We start from the raw sequence: 21,974 nt of genomic DNA, 5'->3' as shown, positions 1-21,974 counted from the left end.
ACCGCTGCCATACGGCGCGGACGCAGCAGCTTGCGTCAATTCGATGCCGTAGTGAGTAGGAGCGTATGCGGCGGCGGCGGCATGGCGCTCCGGAAGCACGGCGTTCCGGAAGCATCGCGCTTCGGCGGCATGGCGCTCCGGAAGCATGGCGCCGCGGGGCGCGGCGTGCCGTGCGCACCCGGGCGGCGCTACACCTGCTGCGCGTAGAGCTCGGCGTAGGCGCCGCCGAGGCCGAGCAGCTCGGCGTGCGTGCCCTGCTCGAGGATGCGGCCGGCGCCGACCACGTAGATGCGGTCGGCGTCGACGACGGTGGAGAGGCGGTGGGCGATCGCGACCGTGGTGCGCCCGCTGCGGGCGCCATCGAGGGCGCGCTGCACGATGCGCTCGTTCACGGTGTCGAGCGCGCTCGTCGCCTCGTCGAGCACGAGCAGGCGCGGATCCTTGAGCAGCACGCGCGCGATCGCGATCCGCTGCTTCTCGCCGCCCGAGAGCCGGTACCCGCGCTCGCCGACCACGGTGTCGTAGCCGTCGGCGAAACCCGAGATCGTGTCGTGGATGTTGGCGAGCCGCGCGGCGTGCTCGATCTGCTGCTGCGTCGCATCGGGTCTCGCGTAGCGCAGGTTCTCGGCGATCGTCGCGTGGAAGAGGTAGGGCTCCTGGGTGACCACGCCGATGCGGTCCATGAGCGCTTCCTGCCGCAGTTCGCGCACGTCGTCTCCGGCGTAGCGCACGACGCCCGAGGAGGCGTCGTAGAGGCGAGGGATCAGCGAGCCGATCGTCGTCTTGCCCGAACCGGAGGCCCCCACGAAGGCCACGAACTCGCCCGGCGCCACACTGAACGAGACGCGGTCGAGCGTCGGCGGGTCGTCTGCCCCGGCGTCGGGGTAGCGGAAGGTGACCTCGTCGAACTCGATCGCGCCGGCCCTGCCGGGTTCGTCCGAGGGATCCCTCGCCCCCTCGGCGTCGGTGATCGCTGGCTCGAGATCGAGGTACTCGAAGATGCGCGCGAAGAGGGCGCGCGAGGTCTGCAGGTCGAGCGCGATGCGCATGAGCGCCATGAGCGGGAACAGCAGGCGAGACTGCACCGTGGTGAAGGCGACGATCGTGCCCGCCGTGATGCCGGGGTCGAAGCCCTGGCCCTGAGCGCGGGCGATGAGCCAGCCGGAGACGAGGTAGACGATCGCGGGCACCGCGGAGAGGAACACCTGCACGAGCGCGAAGAACACCTGCCCGCTCATGGTCTGCCGCACCTGCAGCTCGATCTGGGTGCGGTTCTCGGACGCGTAGCGCTCGGTCTCCGCGCGCTGCCGCGAGTAGGTCTTCGCGAGCAGCACGCCCGAGACCGACAGCGCCTCCTGCGTGATGGCGCTCATCTCGGAGAGCGACTCCTGGGTCTTGCCCGCGATGCGGGCGCGCACCTGGCCCACGCGGCGCTGGGCCACGACGAGCACCGGCATCAGCACGAGCGCGACGAGCGTGAGCTGCCAGCTGAGCAGCAGCATCGCGACCGCGGCGGCGATCACCGTGACGGTGTTGCCGATGACGTTCGAGACGGTGTTGGTGAGCACGTTCGCGACACCGCCGACGTCATTCTGCAACCGCGACTGGATGACACCGGTCTTGGTGCGGGTGAAGAAGCCGAGCTCCATCGACTGCAGGTGCGAGAAGAGCCGCACGCGCAGGTCGCCCATCACCTGGTTGCCCACCCTGGCGGTGAAGAGGGTCTGCACGATGCCGAGCGCGGAGGAGACGAGGAAGACCGCCACGATCGCGCCCACGAGCCGGGCGAGCACGGGGAGATCCGGGGACCCGTCGGGCGGGAACAGGCCGTCGTCGAAGACGCGCTCGGTGATGAGCGGGGGAAGGATGCCGAGGCCGGCGGAGATCAGCACGAGCCCGACGATCACCGCGAGCTGGATGCGGTAGGGGCGGAACAGCTCGGCGATGCGGCGGCCGAGATCGGGCACGGGCGGAGCGGCGCTGTTGATCTCGCGCTGGCGCTCGGCATCGCCGGCGGAGACGCGTGATCCGCGCCCGCCTCCCATGCCACCGCCCATGCTCATGATTCGGACACTACCCCGAACCTCGGACATTCACGGGCGCTGTTCGCTACCGGCGGCGCGGCGGAGCCGATCCCTCACGAATTCGTGGACGCATGGGTCGCGCAGGACCTCATGCGCGCGGGTCGCGAGGGATCGCGGCGGCGGCGCTCTCAGCCGTCGACCGGCGGCGCGGCCTCGATGATCCGCTCCAGCGCCGCACGGGTCTCCACCCGCTGCTGGATCTCCTCGGTGAGCCGGTCGCGCTCCGCGAGCAGCCGCGCGGTCAGCCGAGCGGTCTGCGACTCCGGCCGGGCCATGCACGGCAGCACATCGGCGATCGCGGCGGTGCCGAGACCGGCCGACAGCAGCCGGCGGATGAGCACGACCCGCCCGACCGCAGCCTCCTCGTAGCGCCGCTGACCGCTGCTGCTGCGCCGCGCCTCGATGAGGCCGCACTCCTCGTAGTAGCGCAGCGACCGGACGCTCGCGCCGGTGCGCCTGGAGAGCTCTCCGATCCGCATGGCTTGCCCCTCACACTGATGTCAGGTTCTAACGTAGCGGGCATGAGCGAGAACACAGCACCAGATACCCCCGCCGCACCCCGCACCCCCGACGCATCCGCCGCGCTGGGCGCGCCGGTCGGCCCCTCCGCACCCGTCAAGCAGCTCCGCCTCGTCGTCGCCGTCGATGACTTCGACGCCGCACTCGCGTTCTACCGCGACGCCCTCGGCCTCCCCGAGCGCGCCGCGTTCGAGGGCGAGGGAGACGCACGCGTCGCGATCCTCGACGCCGGTATGGCGACCCTCGAACTCGCGAGCCCCGGGCAGGTGCGCATGATCGACGCAGTCGAGGCCGACGGGCACCCGAGCGCGCGGATCAGAGTCGCCTTCGAGGTCGAGGACGGCGAGACCGCGACGGCCGAGCTCCTCGACGCCGGCGCCGAACTCATCGCCGCGCCCCGCGAGACGCCGTGGCGATCCCTCAACTCACGTCTCGAGGCCCCCGCCGGCCTCGAGATCACGCTGTTCCAGGAGCTCGAGAATCCCGAGACGCGGCGTGAACGGCCGGGCTTCCGGACGCCCTGATCAGGGCCGACTCTGACAGGATGGGATCCGGGGGCGGGAGCTCCCCCGATGCAGGAAGGAAGCGCGCATGTCTGAACCGCACGCACGCGCACTCGAAGACGCCGCCGCGCGCGGCCTCGAGATCGAGATCCGCGAGCGGCCTGCCGCCCGCTCGCTCTCCGAGGCCGCCCAGCTGCTCGGGATCGAGCCCTCCGACATCGTGAAGACCCTCGTCGTCAAGCGCTCGGACGGCACGTACCTGTTCGCGCTGATCCCCGGCGGCAGGGCGATCTCGTGGCCGAAGCTGCGCGCCGTCGTCGGCGTGAACCGGCTGCGACTGCCCGAGGCCGAGCTCGCCCTGGAGGCGACCGGCTACGAGCGCGGCACCATCACTCCTATCGGCAGCACGACCGCCTGGCCGGTGTTCGCCGATGAGACGATCGTCGGACGGCGCATCGCGACGGGCGCGGGGGCGCACGGCAGCAGCATCTTCGTCAACGCCGACGAGCTGATCCGCGCCTACGACGCGACCGTCGCCGACATCTCGGCGCCCGAGTAGAGCTCGACCGGGCGCTCGGGAAGCGCCGATCGCTGATGCACACGCACCGACCCGTGACGACTCCCTCGGGCCGCTGCGGCGCACAGCCAGTGGAGTGCTCGCTACTCCCCGGGCGCTTCGATCGCGCGTTCGAGGCGCTCGAGCTTGCCGTCCATCTCGCCCTCATAGCCGGGGCGGATGTCGGCCTTCATCACGAGCGACACCCGCGAACCGAACGGCAGCACCGCCTCGGTCGCGCGCTTGACGACGTCGAACACCTCGTCCCACTCGCCCTCGATCTCGGTGAACATGCTGCTCGTGCGGTGCGGCAGCCCCGAGGCGCGCACCACCCTCACGGCCTCGGCCACGGCGTCGGAGACGGATGCGTCGGCGCGCTCGGCCCCTCCGGCAGGTGCGCCGCTCGGTGCTACGGAGAATGCGAGGATCATGCTGCTTCCCTTCCGGTCGAAGCTCTGGTCGAGGCTCTGGTCGAAACGTGCCGGGTTCCACGCTACCCGGTGGCCGCCTTCCTCGGTCATCGGCCCCGCGCTGCCCTGAGCGCGACCGCGTCTGCGTCTGCACCGCGCCTGCAAACCGAGGCCGCGAGCCGAGGCCGTAAGCAGAGGCCGCCGCGGGGCGCGTTATGCACGCCGGGGCGCGTTACTTCGCGAAATAACACGCCCCGCGATCACTCACACGCCCCGCGCCGAAGGCGGCGCCGGTCGCGCGAGTCACCGCGCGCAGCCGAAACCTACACAGCACCGGAAACCCAGCAACGCCGCGCAGGGCCGAGCGGCCGCGAGGGATCCGGAGCCGCGCGCCGGGATCCCTCGCAGTAGGCGCGTATCCCCAGCGCGAGCAGAGCGATCTCGCGGCTTCGATGCCGCGGCCGTCGCCGCGCGTATCCCCAGCGCGAGCAGGGCGGCCCGAAGCCGCGCGCCGGGATCCCTCGCCCCCTACTCCCCGGCCTGCACCGCGATGCTGCCCGTCTTCGGGGGTCGCGGCGCGAACCACAGCGAGATCAGCGCGCCGAGCACGATGAAGCAGACCGGCATGAGCACCGACTGCGCCATGGCCGCCGTGAACCCCTCGTGCATCGCCTCGGGCAGCGTACCGAGGCCCGCGCCCTCCCCGCCGAACGCACCGGCCGAGGCCGCCGATTCGCCGAACTGCGCGGTGAGGCGCGACTCCATCAGCACGGCCATGGCGGCCGAGCCCAGCACCGACCCGACCTGGCGGCTCGTGTTGTAGACGCCCGACCCGGCGCCCGCGAGGCGCGGTTCGAGCCCGAAGGTGGTGATCGAGGCGAGCGGCCCCCACATGAAGGCGTTGCCGAGGCCGAGCACGGCGCTCGGGACGAGCAGCTGCCAGACGGGCGTGTCCGGGCGCAGCAGGACGTAGTAGAGCACCAGGCCGAGCGCCACGAGGCCGAGCCCGAGCGTCGCGACGCGGCGCGGATCGCGGCGGTCGATGAACACGCCGACCGGGCGCGCGAGCACGATCGAGAAGACGGCCATCGGCACCATCATGAGCGCCGACTGCGTGGGGGTGAAGCCGCGCACGAGCTGCAGATAGAACATGAGCGGCAGCGCCATGCTCGTGACGGCGACACCCACCGTGACGATCGCGGCGGCGCCGACCGAGAAGTTGCGGTCGCGGAAGATCTGCAGCGGGATCAGCGGCTCCCCGCGCTGCACGCGCTGCCACACGACGAACAGCGCCAGCAGCGCGAGGCCGACGATGATCATGCTCCACACCGAGATCGGCCCCCAGATGACGCCCCAATCGTAGGTCTCGCCCTCCTGGATGCCGAAGACCAGCAGGAACATGCCCGCGGCGCTCAGCAGCACCCCGAGCCAGTCGAAGCGGTGCGCGCTCGTCGCGAGCACGGGCACGAAGCGCAGGGCGAGCGCGAAGGCGATCACGCCGACGGGCACGTTGATGAAGAAGATCCACTCCCAGCCGAGGCTGTCGACGAGGAAACCGCCGAGAATGGGCCCGATGAGGGTCGCGACGCCCGCCGTGACACCCCAGATCGCCATCGCGGAACCGCGCTCGCGCGGCTTGAAGATGCGCGTGATGACCGCCATCGTCTGCGGGGTCATGAGCGCGGCGCCGAGCCCCTGGAAGACGCGTGCAGCCACGAGGGTCTCGATGTTCGGCGAGAGGCCGCAGGCGAGCGAGGACGCAGTGAAGAGCGCGAGGCCGATGAGGTAGATGCGGCGCGGACCGAAGCGGTCGCCGAGACGGCCGGTGATGAGCAGCGGTACGGCGTAGGCGAGCAGGTAGGCGCTCGTCGCCCACAGGGTCGCGACCATGGTCGTGTCGAGGCCGCTCATGATCGACGGGTTCGCCACCGACACGATGGTCGTGTCGACGAGGATCATGAAGAAGCCGAGCACCATGGACCACAGGGCGGGCCAGGGCCTGATCTCGCGCTTCGGCTGCGGGGTATCTGATGCGTTGGTCACGGGCACAGACTACTCCGGGCCTCCGACACTCGCGCTGGGGGTGCGGCGTCGGAGCAGTGGGATGAGGGATCGCGACACCCGCCCCCCAGCGAGTAGCCTGAACGCGTGAGCGCGCAGGCGGAGGAGACGGTGCGCCGGCAGCCCCCGGGCGGCTGGCGCACCTTCGCGCACGCGCTCGGCAACACCGCGGTGGCGGGGCTCACGACCAACTTCCTGTGGTTCGCGGTCGTGTTCTGGGTGTACCTCGAGACGCGGAGCATCCTCGCCACCGGCATCCTGGGCGGCGCCTACATGCTGCTGCTGGCGGTGTGCTCGATGTGGTTCGGATCCCTCATCGACCGCTATCGCAAGCTCGCCGTGATGCGCCTCTCGGCCTGGAGCTCGCTCGTCGCCTTCGCGATCGGCACGGCGATGTTCTTCCTCGTGCCGTCGGAGACGCTGCTCGCACTCGACCGCCCGTGGTTCTGGGTCTTCACGCTCGTGGTGCTCGCGGGCTGCGTGGTCGAGCTGCTGCGCAGCCTCGCTCTCTCGACCCTCGTCACCCTGCTGGTGCCCGTCGAGCGGCACGCGAACGCGAACGGCCTCGTGGGCACGGTGCAGGGGCTCGCGTTCATCGTGACGAGCGTGTTCAGCGGCATCTCGATCGGCATGCTCGGCATGGGACCCACGATGCTCATCGCGACGGCGTTCACGGCGCTGCCGCTCGCGCACCTCTACTTCCTGCGCATCGACGAACCCGCGAGCACCCCCGAGGAGGGTGCCAAGGCCGTCGACTTCCGCGGCGGCATGATCGCGATGCGCGCGGTGCCCGGGCTCTTCGGGCTCGTGCTCTTCTCCATGTTCAACAACTTCGTGAGCGGCGTGCACATGGCGCTGCTCGACCCCTACGGGCTCACCCTCTTCCCCGTCGAGGTGTGGGGCCTCGTGTTCGGCATCGCGGGCACGGGCTTCATCGTCGGAGGGGCGCTCGTCGCGAAGTTCGGGCTCGGCAGGAACCCGGTGCGCACGCTGCTGCTCGCGGTCGCCCTGACCGGTGTCGTGGGCGCGACGCTCGCGCTGCGCGACTGGACGTGGCCCTTCGTGGTGGGGATCTGGCTGTTCATGCTCGTCTTCCCGGCGGTCGAGGCGGCCGAGCAGACCGTGATCCAGCGCGTCGTGCCGTTCGAGAAGCAGGGGCGCGTCTTCGGCCTCGCGATGACGTTCGAGGCGGCCGCGGCGCCGATCACCTCGTTCCTCATCGCGCCCGTCGCGGAGTTCTGGGTCGTGCCCTACATCGAGAGCGGGGCGGGGCGGGGCAGCTGGGAGTGGCTGCTCGGCGATGGCGAGGGGCGAGGGATCGCGTTCATCTTCTTCTGGGCCGGCGTGGTGATCGTGATCGCCGCGCTGGCGGCCTTCGCAACCCGCAGCTACCGCACGCTCGTGCGGAGCTTCGCGGAGGCGACCCCGGCGGTCAGCGGCGCGGATGGCGAGGCGGATGACGGCGCCGAGCTCGCGCGCGGCGGCACGGAGGCCGGATAGGTCCCTGCACCTCAGACCGGTGGGCCCGGCTCCCGCACCGGAGTGTACGCTCCGATCGTCTTCGACGGGGGTGGGCATCTCCATTTAATCGAGACGCGCCGCTGCAGAAGATATGGGATCTGCAGAAGATATGTCCGTTCCTCCGGTTTCCGGCATATCTTCCGCAGATCCCATATGTACCGAGCGGGCACGGGAGGCGGTGAGGGATCCCTCGCCCGAACGCCAGGATCCCTCGAACCGCGCCGTGACCCTCGCCTACCCCTTGATGGCCTCGGCGATCTTCACGCGGCCGCCCGTGCGCAGGATCGAGTTGCTGTAGATGCGCGCGCCGATCCAGAGCACGAGCGCGATCGCCGCCACCAGGATGCCGAGCGAGAGCAGCGGCTCCCACCACTCGGCCGTGCCGAGGTAGAGACGCATGGGCATGCCGACCGGAGCCGAGAACGGGATGTAGCTCATGATCGCGAGCGCCTGCGGGTTGTCGTTGAAGATGATGATCGCGATGTAGGGCAGCATCACGAGCCACATCACGGGGCTCACGGCGGCGGCGACGTCCTCCTGCCGCGACACCAGTGCGGCGAGCGCGGCGTAGAGCGCCGCGAGCAGCACGAAGCCGAACGCGAAGAGGATGCCGAACCAGATGAGCGCGGTGCCGAGCTCTCCGAGCAGCAGGTCCTGGCCCGTGGCGAGCATGCCGATCGAGGCGAGCGCCGCGATCGCGACCACCTGCCCGAGGGCGAGGATGCTGTTGCCGAGGATCTTGCCCGCGAGCATGGTGCGCGCCGAGACGGTCGCGAGCAGGATCTCCACGATGCGGGTCTGCTTCTCCTCGACCACGCTCTGCGCGATCGTCGTGCCGAAGGTGATCGCGCTCATCATGAACACGACGCCGAACGCGATCGAGATGATGTACGCGAGGAACGGGTTGTCGGTCGTGGGGGCGAGCAGTTCCACCTGGGGGGCCGCGGAGAGCGCCTGCACGATCTCCACCGGCGGGCTGTCCTTGGCGAGCACGGTCATGTCGACGGCGGTGTCGCCGCCGGGCACGACCGCCGCCTCGACCTCGCCGTCGAGCACGAGCCGCTCGGCCTCGGCGCGATCCGTGGCCGACGACACCTCGAAGCCGTGCCCGTCGAGCGGGGCGACCGCCTGCTCGGCGGCGCCGACGGCGGCGACCTTCGTGTCGCCGCCGAAGCCCCCGGTGTTCGCCATGAAGCCGCTGAAGAGCACCGAGCCGAGCACGAGCAGCAGCAGCACGCCCGTCGAGACGAGGAACGCCTTGCTGCGCAGCTTCGTGGTGATCTCGCGCTCGGCGACGAGCCAGGCGCCACGGCCGCCGCTCAGACGCTGCGACGGGGCTGCGGAGCGGGCGCCTGCTGAAGGGCCGCCCGCGGAAGGGCCGGCCTGCGGGTGCTGGGTCTGCGTGGTCATTGCACGACCTCCTTGAAGATCTGGGCGAGCGATGGGGTGACGCGGGCGAAGGAGCGCACGACGGCGGCTCCGCCCGAGGACTGCGCAGCGGCGACCGCGCTGGCGAGCACGGCCTGCGCCGTCGCCTCGTCGTCGGCCTCGAACCGGGCGAAGCCGCCGTCGAGGTGCGTGACGGCGACGCCCGACTGCTCACGCACCCAGCCGGCGTCGGCCGCGGGACCGGCGAGCTCGAGCTCATAGCTGTTGCCCGAGTGCGCCGCGCGCAGCTTCTCGCGCGATCCCGCCGCGCGGATGCGCCCCTCGCCGATCACGACCACGTCGTCGCAGAGCCGCTCGACGATGTCGAGCTGATGCGACGAGAACAGCACGGGCGCGCCCTGGGCGGCGTAGTCGCGCAGCACGCCGAGCACCACCTCGACAGCCATCGGGTCGAGTCCGGAGAAGGGTTCGTCGAGCACGAGGGCGGTGGGCCGGTGCACGAGCGCCGCCGCGATCTGGGCGCGCTGCTGGTTGCCGAGGGAGAGGCTCTCGAGCGTGTCGTTCGCGCGCTCGCCGAGGCCGAGACGCTCGACGAGCGACGATGCCGACTCCTTCGCGTCGCCCGCGGCCATACCGTGCAGGCGGCCCAGGTAGACGAGCTGCTCGAGCACCTTCATCTTGGGGTAGAGGCCCCGCTCCTCCGGCATGTAGCCGAACGCCGCGCGATCGGCGGCGGTCAGGGGCGTGCCGTCGAGGCTCACCGTGCCTGCGTCGGCCGCGAGCACGCCGAGGATGATGCGCATGGTCGTCGTCTTGCCCGCCCCGTTGCCGCCGACGAAGCCGGTCATGCGGCCTCCCTCGACCCCGAAGCTGACGTCGTCGAGCACTCGGCGGTCGCCGAAGCTGCGTGAGATGCCTGCGATGTCGATGTTCATCTCGCTCCCTTCCGTTGTCTTCAAAGCTAGGGATCCCTCGCTCCCCGTACCTCCCCCGTCGGGCGGAGGCGGCTCCCCCGCTCGGCTGATCCGCCTGTCGGAGGTGCCCCGTACGCTGGAACCATGTTCTCGACCACCGGCCTCGGCAGCGCGTGGGTGCGGCCTCGGCCCCCCGCGGCAGGCCTGCGCGCCGACATCGGCATAGCGGTCGTGCTCGCGATCGCCTCGCCCCTGCTGGCCCTGCTGTACATGCGCACCGGCGTCTACGGCGAGAACGCGACCTACGCGCAGCCGTGGGTGTGGGCGGTGGGCATCGGCCTGTCGACGCTGCCGCTGGCGGCACGGCGGCGCTACCCGGTGCCCGTCATGGTGCTGGTGGCGATCGGCTTCTTCGTCTGCGGCCAGTTCGGGGTGCCGGACGCGCTGATCGTGCAGATCTGCATGTTCCTCGCCCTCTACACGGTCGGTGCCTGGGAGCAGAACCGCTCGCTCGCGCTCTGGGCCAGGCTCGGCATCACCCTGCTGATGCTCATCTGGGTCGTGATCAACCTGATCGTCACCTCTTCCGACGCCGACCTCTTCCCGGGGCTGCCGCGCACCGGCATCTTCTCGGCCTTCGCGACCTTCGCCGCCATCCAGATCATCACCAACCTGCTCTACTTCGGGGCGGCCTTCCTGTTCGGCGAGCGGTCCTGGCGCGCCGCGCGCACGCAGGCGCTGCTCGAGGCGCAGGGCCGCGAGCTCGCGCTCGAGCGGCAGACGAGCGCGGCGCAGGCCGTCGCGCTCGATCGGCTCGGCATCGCCCGCGAGCTGCACGACGTGGTCGCGCACCACGTGTCGGTCATGGGCATTCAGGCGGGCGCGGCGCAGCGGCTGCTGGCACGCGAGCCCGAGCGGGCGGCGGCATCACTCGAGGTGATCGAGCAGAGCGCGCAGGCGGCGATCGAGGAGCTGCGGAGGCTGGTGCGCACCCTGCGCACCCCTGAGGCGGAGGCCTCGTCCACGACGATCGGCATCTCGCAGCTGCCCGCGCTCGTGGCCGAGTCGCAGAACGCGGGCGTGCCCACCACGCTGATCGTGGCGGGCGAACCGCGGCCGCTGCCCATGCTGGTCGACGTCGCGCTGTATCGCGCGGTGCAGGAGGCGCTCACGAACGTGCGCAAGCACGCCGGCCGCGGCACCTCGGCGGAGGTGCGGCTGCGCTTCGGCCCCGAATCGGTCGAGGTCGAGATCGCCGACGACGGGGTGCGGCGCAGGCTCGCCGAGCCCTCGACGGGCTCGGGCCTCGGCCTGCGCGGCATGCGAGAGCGCATCGGCGCCGTGGGAGGCCAGGTCTACGCCGGGCGGCGCGAGCGCGACGGCTTCATCGTGCGGGCGGCCGTGCCGCATGTCGCGATACCGGGCGATGGATCCGCGGCGGGCGAGGGATCGGGCCCGCACTTAGGATCCTCAGCGGGTGAGGCATCGGGCCCGCCCGCGGGACCGCGCTCGGGTGAGGGATCCTCCCCGGGCGGAACCGCGATCCCCGGAATCGAGAGGGTCGACGCATGATCCGGGTGCTCGTCGTCGACGATCAGGAGCTCGTGCGCTCGGGCTTCCGCATCATCCTGGAGTCGGAGCCCGACATCGAGGTCGTGGGCGAGGCGTCCGACGGCGCCGAGGCCGTCGCACTCGCCGCCGAGACCGCGCCCGACGTGATCTGCATGGACGTCGAGATGCCGGTGATGAACGGCATCGAGGCGACCAGGCGCATCCTGGCGGGCGCCGGTCGCTCCGTCGCCGAGCGCGCGACCGCCGCATCTCGGCCGCATCACCGGCCGGCCGAGGACGGCGGGCACGGGAGACCCGCCGTGCTGATCCTCACGACCTTCGGGCACGAGAACTACCTGTTCGAGGCGCTGGCGGCGGGCGTCAGCGGCTTCCTGCTCAAGACATCGCGCGCCGAGCAGCTGATCGACGCCGTGCGCACGCTCGCCCACGGCCAGGCGCTGCTCGGCCCCGATGTGACGCGAGCGGTCATGCTCCGGGCGGCGTCGCCCACCGCGGCGGGCCCGGCGACGCAGACGCAGACGCGACCAGCGCAGGCCTCCGCCGGGAACGGCGGCACCGGCGAAGGAGCGGCCGATCCCTCGCCCGCAGGGCGGCCCGCTCCGTCATCGGCCGAGATCGCGGCCATGGACCGCGCCGGGCTCACCGAGCGCGAGCGCGAGGTGCTCGCGCTGGTCGCCGCGGGGCGCTCGAACGGCGAGATCGCCGCGGAGCTGTTCCTCGGCGAGGCGACCGTGAAGACGCACGTCTCGAACCTGCTGCAGAAGATGGGGGCGAGGGATCGCATCCAGCTGATCGTGTGGGCGCACACCGGGCGCGGCCCCTCCGCCGCTTGAGCGAGCGACGAGGGAGGGAGTCGAAACCCGGCAACGAGCGTTGATTTCGACCCTCGATTTCGACTCGGCTCCGCCTCGCTCAATCAGCGGTAGGGGCTCCGCTCAATCAGCGGGAGGGGCTCCGCTCGACCAGCGGGAGGGCCGGCTTCGCTCGCTCGGCGGAGCCGGCCCTGCCTGTCCGCTAGTGCATCCGAATCGTCTCCGCGGAGCGGAAGCCGTCTCGCACGAAACGGTTCGCGTGGGCCGCGAGGTCGTCGGAATCCTCCCACAGGTTGCGCCAGATGCCCAGCGACTTCGTCAGCGACTCATCGACGACGGTGCTGGAGAAGGACTCGAAGACGACGGGGCCGTCGTACCCCGACGTGACGAGCGCCCTGAACAGCGACCCGAAGTCGACCGAGCCCGATCCGAGATAGCCGCGGTGGCTCTCGCCGATGTGCACGTAGCGCAGCCGATCGCCGGCCTCGACGACCGGCTCGTACATCCCCGACTCCTCGATGTTCATGTGGTACGTGTCGAGGTGCAGGTGGACGTTGTCGTGCCCGACCCGCTCGAGGAACCGCATGCCCTCGCGGGCCGTGTTCATGATGTTGGTCTCGTAGCGGTTCACGATCTCGAGCGACAGCACCACGTCGCGCTCGGCCGCGTAGTCGCCGAGGCGGCGCAGCGCGGCGGCGGAGTTCTCGCGGCTCGCCTCCGACGCGACGCAGTAGTACTTCTGCAGCGCCGAGTAGATGACGCCGCAGAGGTCGGTGCCGCCCACGTGAGCCACGATGTCGATGGCGCGCCGCAGGAGCTCCTCGCCGCGCCGCACCACCGCCGGATCCTCGCTCGACAGGTCCGTGGCCGCGGTGAGCCCGAGCGAGGCGGTCATCGAGATGCCGGTGTCCTCGAGCACGCGTGCGGCGACTTCCTCATCGAACGAGAAGGGATCCATCAGCGGCATCTCGATGAAATCGAAACCGGCCCGCTGCGTCCCCTCGATCGCGGTGCGGATGCCCGCCTCGTCGAACGTTCCCGAGAATACGAACCCGTGACAACCAAAACGCATGGGTCACCTTCCTTCCTTCGACGTGCGACGACGAGGCTCGTCGTCGCGGTTCTCTGTGCCCTCCAGCGCGATGGCCGCGGTGAGGGTCGGCGGTTTCACGACTCCGCGCTTGCGCCGGTTCTGCATCCAACCGTCGAGCAGCGATGCCCCGAGGAGCACGACGCCGAGCGCCAGCAGCTGAACCTGCGCGCCCCCGTTGCCGGGGACCAGCATCAGGATGGAGGCGTTGAGCCAGGTGATGAGCAGCGCGGCCAGCGCGACGCTGCCGAGCCTGCCGATGCCTCCCGTGATCGCGACCCCGCCGAGGACCGCGATCGTGATGGCGGGAAGCGCCATGCCCGCGCCGGCGGTGCCGGAGTCGGGGCGAGCAGAGGCGAACTGCGCCACCGTGTACACGCCGACGAGGCCGGACAGGAGACCTGAGATCATGAACGCCGTCATCCTCGTGCGGCGCGTGTCGACGCCGGCCCACTGCGCGGCGGTGTCGTTCGTGCCGATCGCGTAGAGCTTGCGGCCGTAGGCGGTGCGGTTCAGCACGAGCCAGGCGATCACCGCGACGGGGAGGAAGAAGGTGAAGAGACCCAGAGGGAAGAGCGGCAGCATCCCGCCGATGACCGGGAGCTCGATCGAGGCGACCGACTGGTAGAAGCCCTGGATCTCGGGCCCCGAGATCGGCTTCTGGTCGGTCACCACGAGCGCGATGGAGCGGTAGGCGTAGTAGGTCGCGAGCGTCGTGATGAGCGCCGGGTACCCGAGATACGCGGTCAGGAAGCCGTTGATGGTGCCGAGCAGGATGCCGACCACCACGGCGAAGCCCGCTGCCGCGGAGACCGACCAGCCCCACTCCACCAGGCTGATGCCGAAAGCCATTCCCGACAGCGACACCATCGACCCGACGGACAGGTCGATGCCGCCCTTGCCCGAGGTGATGACGAACAGCTGGGCGATCGCGAGCAGCGCCAGCGGCACGAAGCTGATGAGCGCACTCGCCAGGTAGTCGGAGTTGACCCGGCTGATCGTGACGCCGGCCGCGCTGAGCGTCATCATGATGACGACGAGCGCGACGACGAGGACGAGGAGCTGCGCGCCGCGATCCTGCGCGATCATCCCGATCCTCTCGCCCATCGAAGGTCCCGAGCGCTCCTTGCGCGCGCTGTCCACGGTGCTCATGACCGCCTCCTTGCCCGTTCGCGAATGAGGTCGGTTCCGACCGCGATGACGATGAAGAGTCCGACGAAGAAGAACGCCAGCTGCGTCGGCCAGCCGAGCTGCACGACGCCGCTCGTCACCGACTGCACGAGGAGCGCACCGAGAAGGGTGCCCACGACCGAGCCGCGTCCGCCCACGATGGAGGTGCCCCCGATGACGACGGCGGCGATGACCTGGAGCTCACGGCCGCTTCCGACCGACTGGTCCAGCGTCGACGTGCCCGCCGCCAGCGTCATGCAGGCAGCGAGGCCGGCGAGCAGGCCGGTGAGCGCGTAGACAGCCAAGATGCGCGGCTGCACCTTGATGCCCGCGAGGCGCGCGGCGTTCGCGTTGCCGCCGATCGCGTACAGGCTGCGTCCGCCCTTGGTGTAGCGCAGATACCACCAGGCGACGGCCGTGATGAGCACCGCGATCGCGAAGGCGTGGGGAACGCCGAGCGTCGAACCGGCCTCTCCGCGTCCGAAGACGCTGAACGTCGGCGGCATGTTGTTCACCGTCGACGAGCCGAACACCTGCAGGCCGATGAACCGGAAGAGGTTCATGGTGCCGAAGGTGATGATGATCGCGTGCACCCGGCCGTAGGCCACGAGCACGCCGTTCAGCGCGCCGAGCGCCGCGCCGACGACGAGCGACAGCAGCAGGGCCGGCCAGAACGGCAATCCGAAGTCGACGAGGGATCGTGCCGTGATGACGGCCGCGACCATCACGATCGACCCGACGGAGACGTCGATGCCCGCGGTGATGATGACGAACGTCATGCCGACTCCGATGACGGCGATCGGGGCGACCTGCACGAGGAGCGGCCCGATCGATCCCGCCGAGAGGAATGCCGGGGTGTTGAAGCCCAGCACGACCCACAGTACGGCGATGACGCCGACGAGGACGAGTTCCTGGCCCGTGATGTAGGGCGGAAGTATCTTGCGCGTGCTGACTCTCTGCGAGCCGGTACGTACTGCGGTGTCGCTCATGCTGCTTCCTCCTCCGCGCCCGCGGCTACGGCGAGCAGGTCCGCCTGCGTCGCCCCCTCTGCGAACTCGCGCACCGGCGTCCCCTCGCGGAAGACCACGACGCGGTCGGAGATCCGCAGGACCTCGGCGAGGTCGGTGGTGATCACCAGGACCGCGGTTCCCTGATCCGCGAGGTCGGAGATGATCTGGTGGATCTCCTCCTTCGCACCGACATCGACGCCCTGCGTGGGTTCTGCGAGCACGAGGAGTTCGGGCCGGTCGACGATCTGCCGCGCGAGGATCACCTTCTGCGCGTTGCCGCCCGACATCGCGCTGATCACCTGCTTCTCGCTCGGCGTCTTCACCCCGAGACGTTCGATCAGCCGTCGCGCGATGTCGCGCTCGACCTTGGGGCGCACGATGCCGAAGCGGCCGAGTCGGGGGAGGGATCCGATCGTCGTGTTGAACGCGATGCTCTGGAACGCGAACGATCCCTGCTGGGCCCGGTTCGCCGGCAGCATTCTGATCTGGCGGCGCTTCGCGTCGGTCGGCGACGCGATCCTCGTGGGCTCGCCGTCGATCAGCAGCGTGCCGCCCGTGGTCTGGCGCATGCCGTAGATGACCTCGCCGACCTCGGCCACGCCGGAGCCGACGAGCCCGTAGAGTCCGACGATCTCGCCCTTGCGCACCGTGAGGTCGACGTCGGAGAAGCTCTCGCCCGAGCTCAGTCCCTTGAGCTCGAGCACGACCTCGCCGCGCTCGCCGACCTCGCGCGCGCCCTCGGTCAGGACGCCGCCGACCATGCGCTCGGCGATCTCGCGCACGGAGAGATTGCCGATGGGCTCGTGGGCGACCGTGGTGCCGTCGCGCATGATCGTGACCGTGTCGGCGATGCGGAAGAGCTCGTCGAGGCGGTGCGAGATGTAGATGATCGACACCCCGTCGGCCGTCAGCTTCCTGACCACGGAGAACAGGTTCTCGATCTCCCGATCGGTGAGGATCGCGCTGGGCTCGTCGAGGATCAGCACCGAGGCCTTCTCGAGCAGGGCCTTCGCGATCGAGATCAGCTGCTTCTGCGCGATCGACAGGTCGCCGACCGGGCGTGCCGCGTGCTTGGGGTCGAGACCGACGAGGGTGAGGAGTTCGAGCATGCGCGGTGCCTGCTCGTTCCAGTCGATCATCGGGCCGCGGGTGATCTCACGGCCGATGAAGAAGTTCTCGGCGACGCTGAGCTCGTCGAAGAGCTGCGGCTCCTGGTAGACGGTCTGGATGCCGAGTTTGATCGCGTCGGAGGTGTTGTGGATGCGGACCGTCTCGCCGTCGATCTCGATCGTCCCGCTGTCGGCGGACTCCGCGCCGGCGAGGATCTTGATCAGCGTGGACTTGCCCGCTCCGTTCTCGCCGACGAGCGCGTGGACCGAGCCCGGCTGAATCGTGATCTCCGCGTGGCGGATCGCCTTCACGCCGCCGTAGCTCTTCGATATGCCGGACATCTGCAGACGCGGTATCGCGTCGGTGTGTGCCATGAGCGTCTCTGCTCCTTCTGTGAATTGCGGGCGGGCAGCGGCCGGCTGAGCGGGCGGAGCGAGTCGAGATCAGGGGATCCGACTCGCTCGCGCTCGCTCAGCCGGCGGGCAGGACCGGGCGACTGCTAGTAGTCGTAGTCGCCGGCGTTGTCCTTGGTGACGATCAGCGGCGGGCCGAGCAGCAGTTCCTTCTTGCTCGCGTCGAAGGTCGCCTCCGTCGCGGGGCCGGCCTCTACCTTCTCGGGGATCTCCTCACCGTTGGCGAGCTGCAGGCCGGCCCACGCCGAGAGGTAGCCGAGCGCCTCGACGTCCCAGATCACCGAGGCGGCCGAGGAGCCGTTCTCGAGGTACGGCGCCATCGACTGGGGCGTGCCCAGGCCGACCGTGTGCACCTTGCCGATCTTGCCCGCGTCCTGCACCGCCTGGGCGACGCCGGGGGCACTCGAGGTGCACTCGCCCACGAGACCGGTGAGGTCGGGGTGGGCGTTCATGAGGTCGGTCGCCATCGCGGTGGCCTGCGCCTGATCCTCGCCCGCGTAGACGATGTCGACGATCTCGGCATCCGGGTACTCCGAGGCGGTGTACTCCTTCTGCACCTCGATCCAGGCGTTGAGGTTGGCCGCGGTCTCGCCGCACGAGACGATCGCGTACTTCCCCTTGCCGCCCATGGCCTCCAGGAGCTGGTCGGTCAGCGCCTCTCCGACGCCCTCGACGCTCGCCTGGTTGACGAAGAGCTCACGCACCGAGTCGGGCGCGTCGGTGTCGGTCGTGGCGACCTTGATGCCTGCCTTCTGCGCCTCCTGCAGCAGCGGGCCCATCGAGTCGGGATCGTTGGGGGCGACGAGCAGCACGTCGACGCCCTGCTGGATGAACGAGCGCACGATGTCGGCCTGCGCGGCGGCGTCGGCCTCGGTCGGGCCCTGATACAGCCACGTGAAACCGAGCTCTTCGGCGGCAGCCTCGCCGCCGGTGTTCATCGCCTCGAAGTAGGGGATGCCCTGCAGCTTCGGCACGAACGCGACCGTGATGTCGCCGTCGCCGCCCCCGCTGTCGCCGCCGTCCGCGGCATTGCGATCGGTGCAGCCGGCGAGCACCAGGGCACCCGCCGCGGCCAACGCCAGAGCACCCATGACCTTGCGTTTGATTGTCATTGTCTCTCCTTGCTATCGGTGGTTTTCGGACTATTGCGCCGCTGTCCCCGACGCCAGCGCGTCATGGCGCAGCGGGCTCGCTCGCGCGGCAGGCGGGCTCAGCGGGGCGAGCCGCACGCTGACCCCTGCCGCCTCCCACTCCGCCGCATCGGCGGCTGGGAAGGCTTCGTCGGTGATCAAGCCGGTGACGGATTCGACGGGGCAGAAGGAGTGGAAGCCGAAGCCGCTCGCCTTGTCGGACGAGAAGACGCCGTAGACCTCGTCGCACGCTTCGGCCAGCACCCTCTTCGACTCGGACTCGTCGAGCCCGAGTTCCAGGAGCCCGCCCACGGCGGAGAGACCGGTGACCCCGAAGAATCCCTTGGCGATGCGTCCGCGGCCGACGAGGTGCTCCGGCCTGGTTCCGACGAGCCCGCTCGACTCCCTGCGGAGGATCCCTCCCGGCATGATGACCTGCGCGCTCGACATCTCGAAGAACAGCGTGGCTGTGGGAAGCGACTGGGTGATCACCACGAGATCGCGGCGTCCGAGCACCTCTCGCGCAATGAAGTGGGCGGTGCTCGACGTGTCGAAGGCGACGGTGTCGCCGTCTTCGATGAGCTCGGCCGCGGCGACCGCGACGGCCTTCTTCGCCCGCGCGGAGACGGCCATGCGCTCGGGGAACTCGCCCTCGACATGAGGCTGCGGGCGCGTCGCGCCGCCTCGGATGCGCCGCAGCAGCCGACGCTGCTCGAGGGATTCGAGGTCTTTGCGGATCGTGACGGCAGAGACCCCCAGAGCTTCGGCGAGGCCTCCGACCTGAACCGTGCCCTGCTGCTCGAGCGCCTCGAGTATCCGGGTTTCCCGTTCGTTCACGTTCCGCAACTCCTTCGTGCGTGAAGTCGGAGTAACCGTAGCCCGACACGGGTCGCGTTCGCAACGCAGATTTATGCAATCGTAACCAAAACGTCTTCGTTCGAAATTTCCCTCTCTTGCGTTTCCTCCGGCTCTCCTGTCGCTGACACACCCCGTTGCGCCTTGCATCCACGTGATTCACGCGCGTCTCGACCGCCGCACACGGCGGTTTCGGAATGCCTTGCGTTTGAAACGCCTGCTCATGCAGACTGGGACGCAGGCAACCGTGCACCGTCGCGCGGAAAGGAGAAGACGATGGCGCTCACCCCTCAGTACGCCGACCTCGACCGGCTGGCGATCGAGGTCCCCAGTTGGGCTTACGGCAACTCGGGAACGCGATTCCGCGTGTTCGGCACGCCGGGCACTCCGCGCGATCCCTTCGAGAAGGTGTCCGACGCGGCGCAGGTGCACGCCCACACCGGGCTCGCCCCCCGCGTCGCTCTGCACTACCCGTGGGATGCGGTGGACGACTGGGAGGCGCTGCGGGCGCACGCGCAGGATCTCGGCGTCGCGCTCGGAACCATCAACTCCAACACCTTCCAGGACGAGGACTACAAGTTCGGCAGCCTGACCCATCCCGACCCGCGCATCCGTCGGAAGGCCGTCGACCACCATCTCGAGTGCATCGAGATCATGCACCGCACCGGCAGCCGAGACCTGAAGGTGTGGCTCGCCGACGGCACGAACTACCCGGGCCAGGACTCCATCCGCGCCCGCCAGGATCGTCTCGCCGAGTCGCTTCACGCGATCTACGAGCACCTGGGCGAGGAGCAGCGCATGGTGCTCGAGTACAAGTTCTTCGAGCCCGCGTTCTACCACACCGACATCCCCGACTGGGGCACGAGCTACGCCCACTGCGCCGCACTCGGCGAGCGCGCCATGGTGGTCCTCGACACCGGTCATCACGCGCCCGGCACCAACATCGAGTTCATCGTCGCGCAGCTGCTGCGCCTCGGAAAGCTCGGCGCATTCGACTTCAACTCGCGCTTCTACGCCGACGACGACCTCATCGTCGGCGCCGCGGATCCCTATCAGCTGTACCGGATCGTCGCAGAGCTGATCGCGGGCGGCGGCTACGGGAGCCCCGACGTCCAGCTCGTGCTCGACCAGTGCCACAACATCGAGGCGAAGATCCCCGGTCAGATCAAGAGCGTGCTGAACGTTCAAGAGGCCGTGGCGAAGGCGCTGTCCATCGACACGGAGGCGCTCGACGCGGCGCGACGCGACTGCGACGTCCTCCTCGCGAACGAGATCTTCGAGGACGCATTCCGCACGGACGTGCGCCCCCTGCTCGCCGAGTACCGATCGCAGCGGGGTCTGCCCGAGGATCCCATGCGCGCCTTCCTGGCCTCCGGCTACCTCGACCGGATCGCCGAGGAGCGCGTCGGCGGCACGCAGGCGAGCTGGGGGGCGTAGTGCAGCGGTTCGCGGCCATCGACCTCGGTGCGTCCAGCGGGCGGGTCATGGTGGGGCGCGTCGGCCCCGAGGAGCTCGAACTGACCGAGGCGGCCAGGTTCCCCAACCGGCCGGTCATGGTGAACGACGGCCTGCACTGGTCGGTGCTGACACTGTTCTCGGAGGCACTCGAGGCTATCGCCGCCGCCTCGCACGAGGCCGAGATCTCGGGGATCGCCGTCGACTCCTGGGCGGTCGACTACGGGCTGCTGCGACAGGGATCCCTGCTCTCGGTGCCCTACTCCTACCGCGACTCGCGCACCGAGCGGGGCCTCGAACTCGTCGACGCGGTGATCTCGCAGCCCGAGCTCTACGCCCGCTGCGGCCTGCAGCGGATGCCCTTCACCACGATCAACCAGCTGTCGGTCGACCGGGAGCGCGGCATGCTCGAGCTGGCCGACACGATGCTGATGCTGCCCGACCTGTTCAACTACTGGATGACGGGTCGGCAGGCGATCGAGCGCACCAACGCCACCACGACGGGGATGATGCGCCTCGACGGGAGCTGGGATCTCGAGCTGCTGGAGATGCTGGGCATCGAGCCGTCGCTGCTCCCGCCGCTGATCGACTCCGGCACGGTGGTCGGCCCCCTGCTCCCCGGCGTCCGGGAGCACTTCGGCGTGCACGGCGACCCGCAGGTCTACGCGGTCGGATCGCACGACACCGCCTCCGCGGTCGTGGCCGCCCCGCTCGCCTCGGGCGCCGCGTTCATCTCCTCGGGCACCTGGTCGCTCGTCGGCGTCGAGACCGCGCACCCGATCACCTGCGCGGACGCCGAGCGCGCGAACTTCACGAACGAGGGCGGCGTCGACGGACGCAACCGGTTCATGAAGAACGTCATGGGCATGTGGTTGCTCAGCGAGTCGAAGCGCGCCTGGGAGGCGGAGGGGGAAGGGATCGAGCTGACCGAGCTGCTGCGCGCGGCCGCGGAGCACGACGCCGAGGTCCCCGTCTTCGACGCGACGGACGAGATCTTCTACGCGCCGGCCGACATGCCGGCCGCGATCCGCGGCTGGTTCGCCGCGCGCGGCATCAGGCCGCCGGAGGGCAAGGCGGCGATCACGCGCTGCATCCTCGAGTCGCTCGCCGACGCCTACGCCCGCGCCATCGCCGACATCGAGCGGATCTCGGGGCAGCGGATCACGCAGGTCAACGTCGTGGGCGGCGGATCGCGGAACTCGCTGCTGTGCCGACTGACCGCCAGGCGGACGGGAGTTCCGGTCTACGCGGGCCCCGTCGAGGCGAGCGCGATCGGCAACCTCCTCGTCCAGGCTCGGGCCGCGGGAGTGCTGAGCGGTTCGCTCGCCGACCTCCGCGACCTCGTCTCGCGGGTCTACAAGCCGCAGAGGTACGACCCGTAGAGCGGTTTCGATCGCGCG

19 protein-coding genes are annotated in these 21,974 nt (G+C 70.0%); 7 read left to right on the top strand and 12 right to left on the bottom strand.

Annotated features, from left to right (window positions below; translation table 11 throughout):
- Window positions 1-188: 188 nt before the first annotated feature.
- On the bottom strand, window positions 189-2,057 hold the full coding sequence (locus J4H91_RS08780) for an ABC transporter ATP-binding protein (protein WP_208045914.1): 1,869 nt from the start codon (window positions 2,055-2,057) through the stop codon (window positions 189-191).
- A gap of 155 nt (window positions 2,058-2,212) precedes the next feature.
- Entirely contained in the window at window positions 2,213-2,563 is a 351-nt protein-coding gene (locus J4H91_RS08775; RefSeq protein ID WP_208045886.1) for a MerR family transcriptional regulator, read from the bottom strand.
- A 42-nt stretch (window positions 2,564-2,605) separates the two neighbouring features.
- Here J4H91_RS08775 and J4H91_RS08770 point away from each other — a divergent pair, with 42 nt between their 5' ends.
- Complete coding sequence (locus J4H91_RS08770; RefSeq protein ID WP_208045885.1) at window positions 2,606-3,127, top strand: VOC family protein; 522 nt, start codon at window positions 2,606-2,608, stop codon at window positions 3,125-3,127.
- Between the two features lie 67 nt (window positions 3,128-3,194).
- The gene (locus J4H91_RS08765; protein ID WP_208045884.1) at window positions 3,195-3,665 is read left to right on the top strand and encodes an aminoacyl-tRNA deacylase; all 471 of its coding nucleotides are present in this window, start codon (window positions 3,195-3,197) and stop codon (window positions 3,663-3,665) included.
- Window positions 3,666-3,766: 101 nt separating this feature from the next.
- Here J4H91_RS08765 and J4H91_RS08760 read toward each other — a convergent pair whose 3' ends face one another.
- Together J4H91_RS08760 and J4H91_RS08755 are read right to left on the bottom strand one after the other, a co-directional pair.
- The gene (locus J4H91_RS08760; RefSeq protein ID WP_208045913.1) at window positions 3,767-4,093 is read right to left on the bottom strand and encodes a thiamine-binding protein; all 327 of its coding nucleotides are present in this window, start codon (window positions 4,091-4,093) and stop codon (window positions 3,767-3,769) included.
- A gap of 507 nt (window positions 4,094-4,600) precedes the next feature.
- On the bottom strand, window positions 4,601-6,049 hold the full coding sequence (locus J4H91_RS08755) for a DHA2 family efflux MFS transporter permease subunit (protein WP_208045912.1): 1,449 nt from the start codon (window positions 6,047-6,049) through the stop codon (window positions 4,601-4,603).
- A 171-nt stretch (window positions 6,050-6,220) separates the two neighbouring features.
- On the opposite strand from J4H91_RS08755, the gene J4H91_RS08750 reads away from it, so the two are divergent.
- Complete coding sequence (locus J4H91_RS08750) at window positions 6,221-7,633, top strand: MFS transporter (RefSeq protein ID WP_208045883.1); 1,413 nt, start codon at window positions 6,221-6,223, stop codon at window positions 7,631-7,633.
- Between the two features lie 255 nt (window positions 7,634-7,888).
- Here J4H91_RS08750 and J4H91_RS08745 read toward each other — a convergent pair whose 3' ends face one another.
- Window positions 7,889-9,064: an ABC transporter permease gene (locus tag J4H91_RS08745; RefSeq protein WP_208045882.1), complete on the bottom strand. Its 1,176-nt coding sequence runs from the start codon at window positions 9,062-9,064 to the stop codon at window positions 7,889-7,891.
- Window positions 9,061-9,978 (bottom strand): ABC transporter ATP-binding protein, encoded by a 918-nt coding sequence (locus J4H91_RS08740; protein WP_208045881.1) that lies wholly within the window; start codon window positions 9,976-9,978, stop codon window positions 9,061-9,063. Before J4H91_RS08740 ends, J4H91_RS08745 begins: the two co-directional genes overlap by 4 nt.
- 123 nt (window positions 9,979-10,101) lie before the next feature.
- On the opposite strand from J4H91_RS08740, the gene J4H91_RS08735 reads away from it, so the two are divergent.
- Both J4H91_RS08735 and J4H91_RS08730 read left to right on the top strand, forming a co-directional pair.
- Complete coding sequence (locus tag J4H91_RS08735; protein WP_208045880.1) at window positions 10,102-11,529, top strand: sensor histidine kinase; 1,428 nt, start codon at window positions 10,102-10,104, stop codon at window positions 11,527-11,529.
- The gene (locus J4H91_RS08730; protein ID WP_208045879.1) at window positions 11,526-12,362 is read left to right on the top strand and encodes a response regulator; all 837 of its coding nucleotides are present in this window, start codon (window positions 11,526-11,528) and stop codon (window positions 12,360-12,362) included. The genes J4H91_RS08735 and J4H91_RS08730 overlap by 4 nt, the downstream gene beginning before the upstream one ends.
- 181 nt (window positions 12,363-12,543) lie before the next feature.
- On the opposite strand, the gene J4H91_RS08725 is transcribed toward J4H91_RS08730, so the two are convergent.
- The 6 genes from J4H91_RS08725 to J4H91_RS08700 form a co-directional block, all read right to left on the bottom strand.
- Window positions 12,544-13,413, bottom strand: a complete 870-nt coding sequence (locus J4H91_RS08725) for a sugar phosphate isomerase/epimerase family protein (RefSeq protein ID WP_208045878.1) — start codon at window positions 13,411-13,413, stop codon at window positions 12,544-12,546.
- A 3-nt stretch (window positions 13,414-13,416) separates the two neighbouring features.
- On the bottom strand, window positions 13,417-14,583 hold the full coding sequence (locus J4H91_RS08720; protein WP_208045877.1) for an ABC transporter permease: 1,167 nt from the start codon (window positions 14,581-14,583) through the stop codon (window positions 13,417-13,419).
- Window positions 14,580-15,590 carry an ABC transporter permease gene (locus J4H91_RS08715; RefSeq protein WP_208045876.1) on the bottom strand — a complete coding sequence of 337 codons (1,011 nt, stop codon included), beginning with the start codon at window positions 15,588-15,590 and terminating at the stop codon, window positions 14,580-14,582. Before J4H91_RS08715 ends, J4H91_RS08720 begins: the two co-directional genes overlap by 4 nt.
- Entirely contained in the window at window positions 15,587-17,095 is a 1,509-nt protein-coding gene (locus J4H91_RS08710; RefSeq protein WP_208045875.1) for a sugar ABC transporter ATP-binding protein, read from the bottom strand. Before J4H91_RS08710 ends, J4H91_RS08715 begins: the two co-directional genes overlap by 4 nt.
- A gap of 125 nt (window positions 17,096-17,220) precedes the next feature.
- Window positions 17,221-18,246, bottom strand: a complete 1,026-nt coding sequence (locus tag J4H91_RS08705) for an autoinducer 2 ABC transporter substrate-binding protein (protein WP_208045874.1) — start codon at window positions 18,244-18,246, stop codon at window positions 17,221-17,223.
- Window positions 18,247-18,276: 30 nt separating this feature from the next.
- The gene (locus tag J4H91_RS08700; protein WP_208045873.1) at window positions 18,277-19,101 is read right to left on the bottom strand and encodes a DeoR family transcriptional regulator; all 825 of its coding nucleotides are present in this window, start codon (window positions 19,099-19,101) and stop codon (window positions 18,277-18,279) included.
- Between the two features lie 294 nt (window positions 19,102-19,395).
- Here J4H91_RS08700 and rhaI point away from each other — a divergent pair, with 294 nt between their 5' ends.
- Window positions 19,396-20,556, top strand: coding sequence for an L-rhamnose isomerase (gene rhaI / locus J4H91_RS08695; protein ID WP_208045872.1), 1,161 nt, complete (start codon window positions 19,396-19,398; stop codon window positions 20,554-20,556).
- Complete coding sequence (locus tag J4H91_RS08690) at window positions 20,556-21,956, top strand: rhamnulokinase (RefSeq protein ID WP_341783490.1); 1,401 nt, start codon at window positions 20,556-20,558, stop codon at window positions 21,954-21,956. The genes rhaI and J4H91_RS08690 overlap by 1 nt, the downstream gene beginning before the upstream one ends.
- Window positions 21,957-21,974 lie beyond the last annotated feature (18 nt).

Source organism: Leucobacter ruminantium (assembly GCF_017565705.1).
Lineage (GTDB): Bacteria > Actinomycetota > Actinomycetes > Actinomycetales > Microbacteriaceae > Leucobacter > Leucobacter ruminantium.
This window is presented reverse-complemented; position numbering and strand designations above follow the sequence as displayed.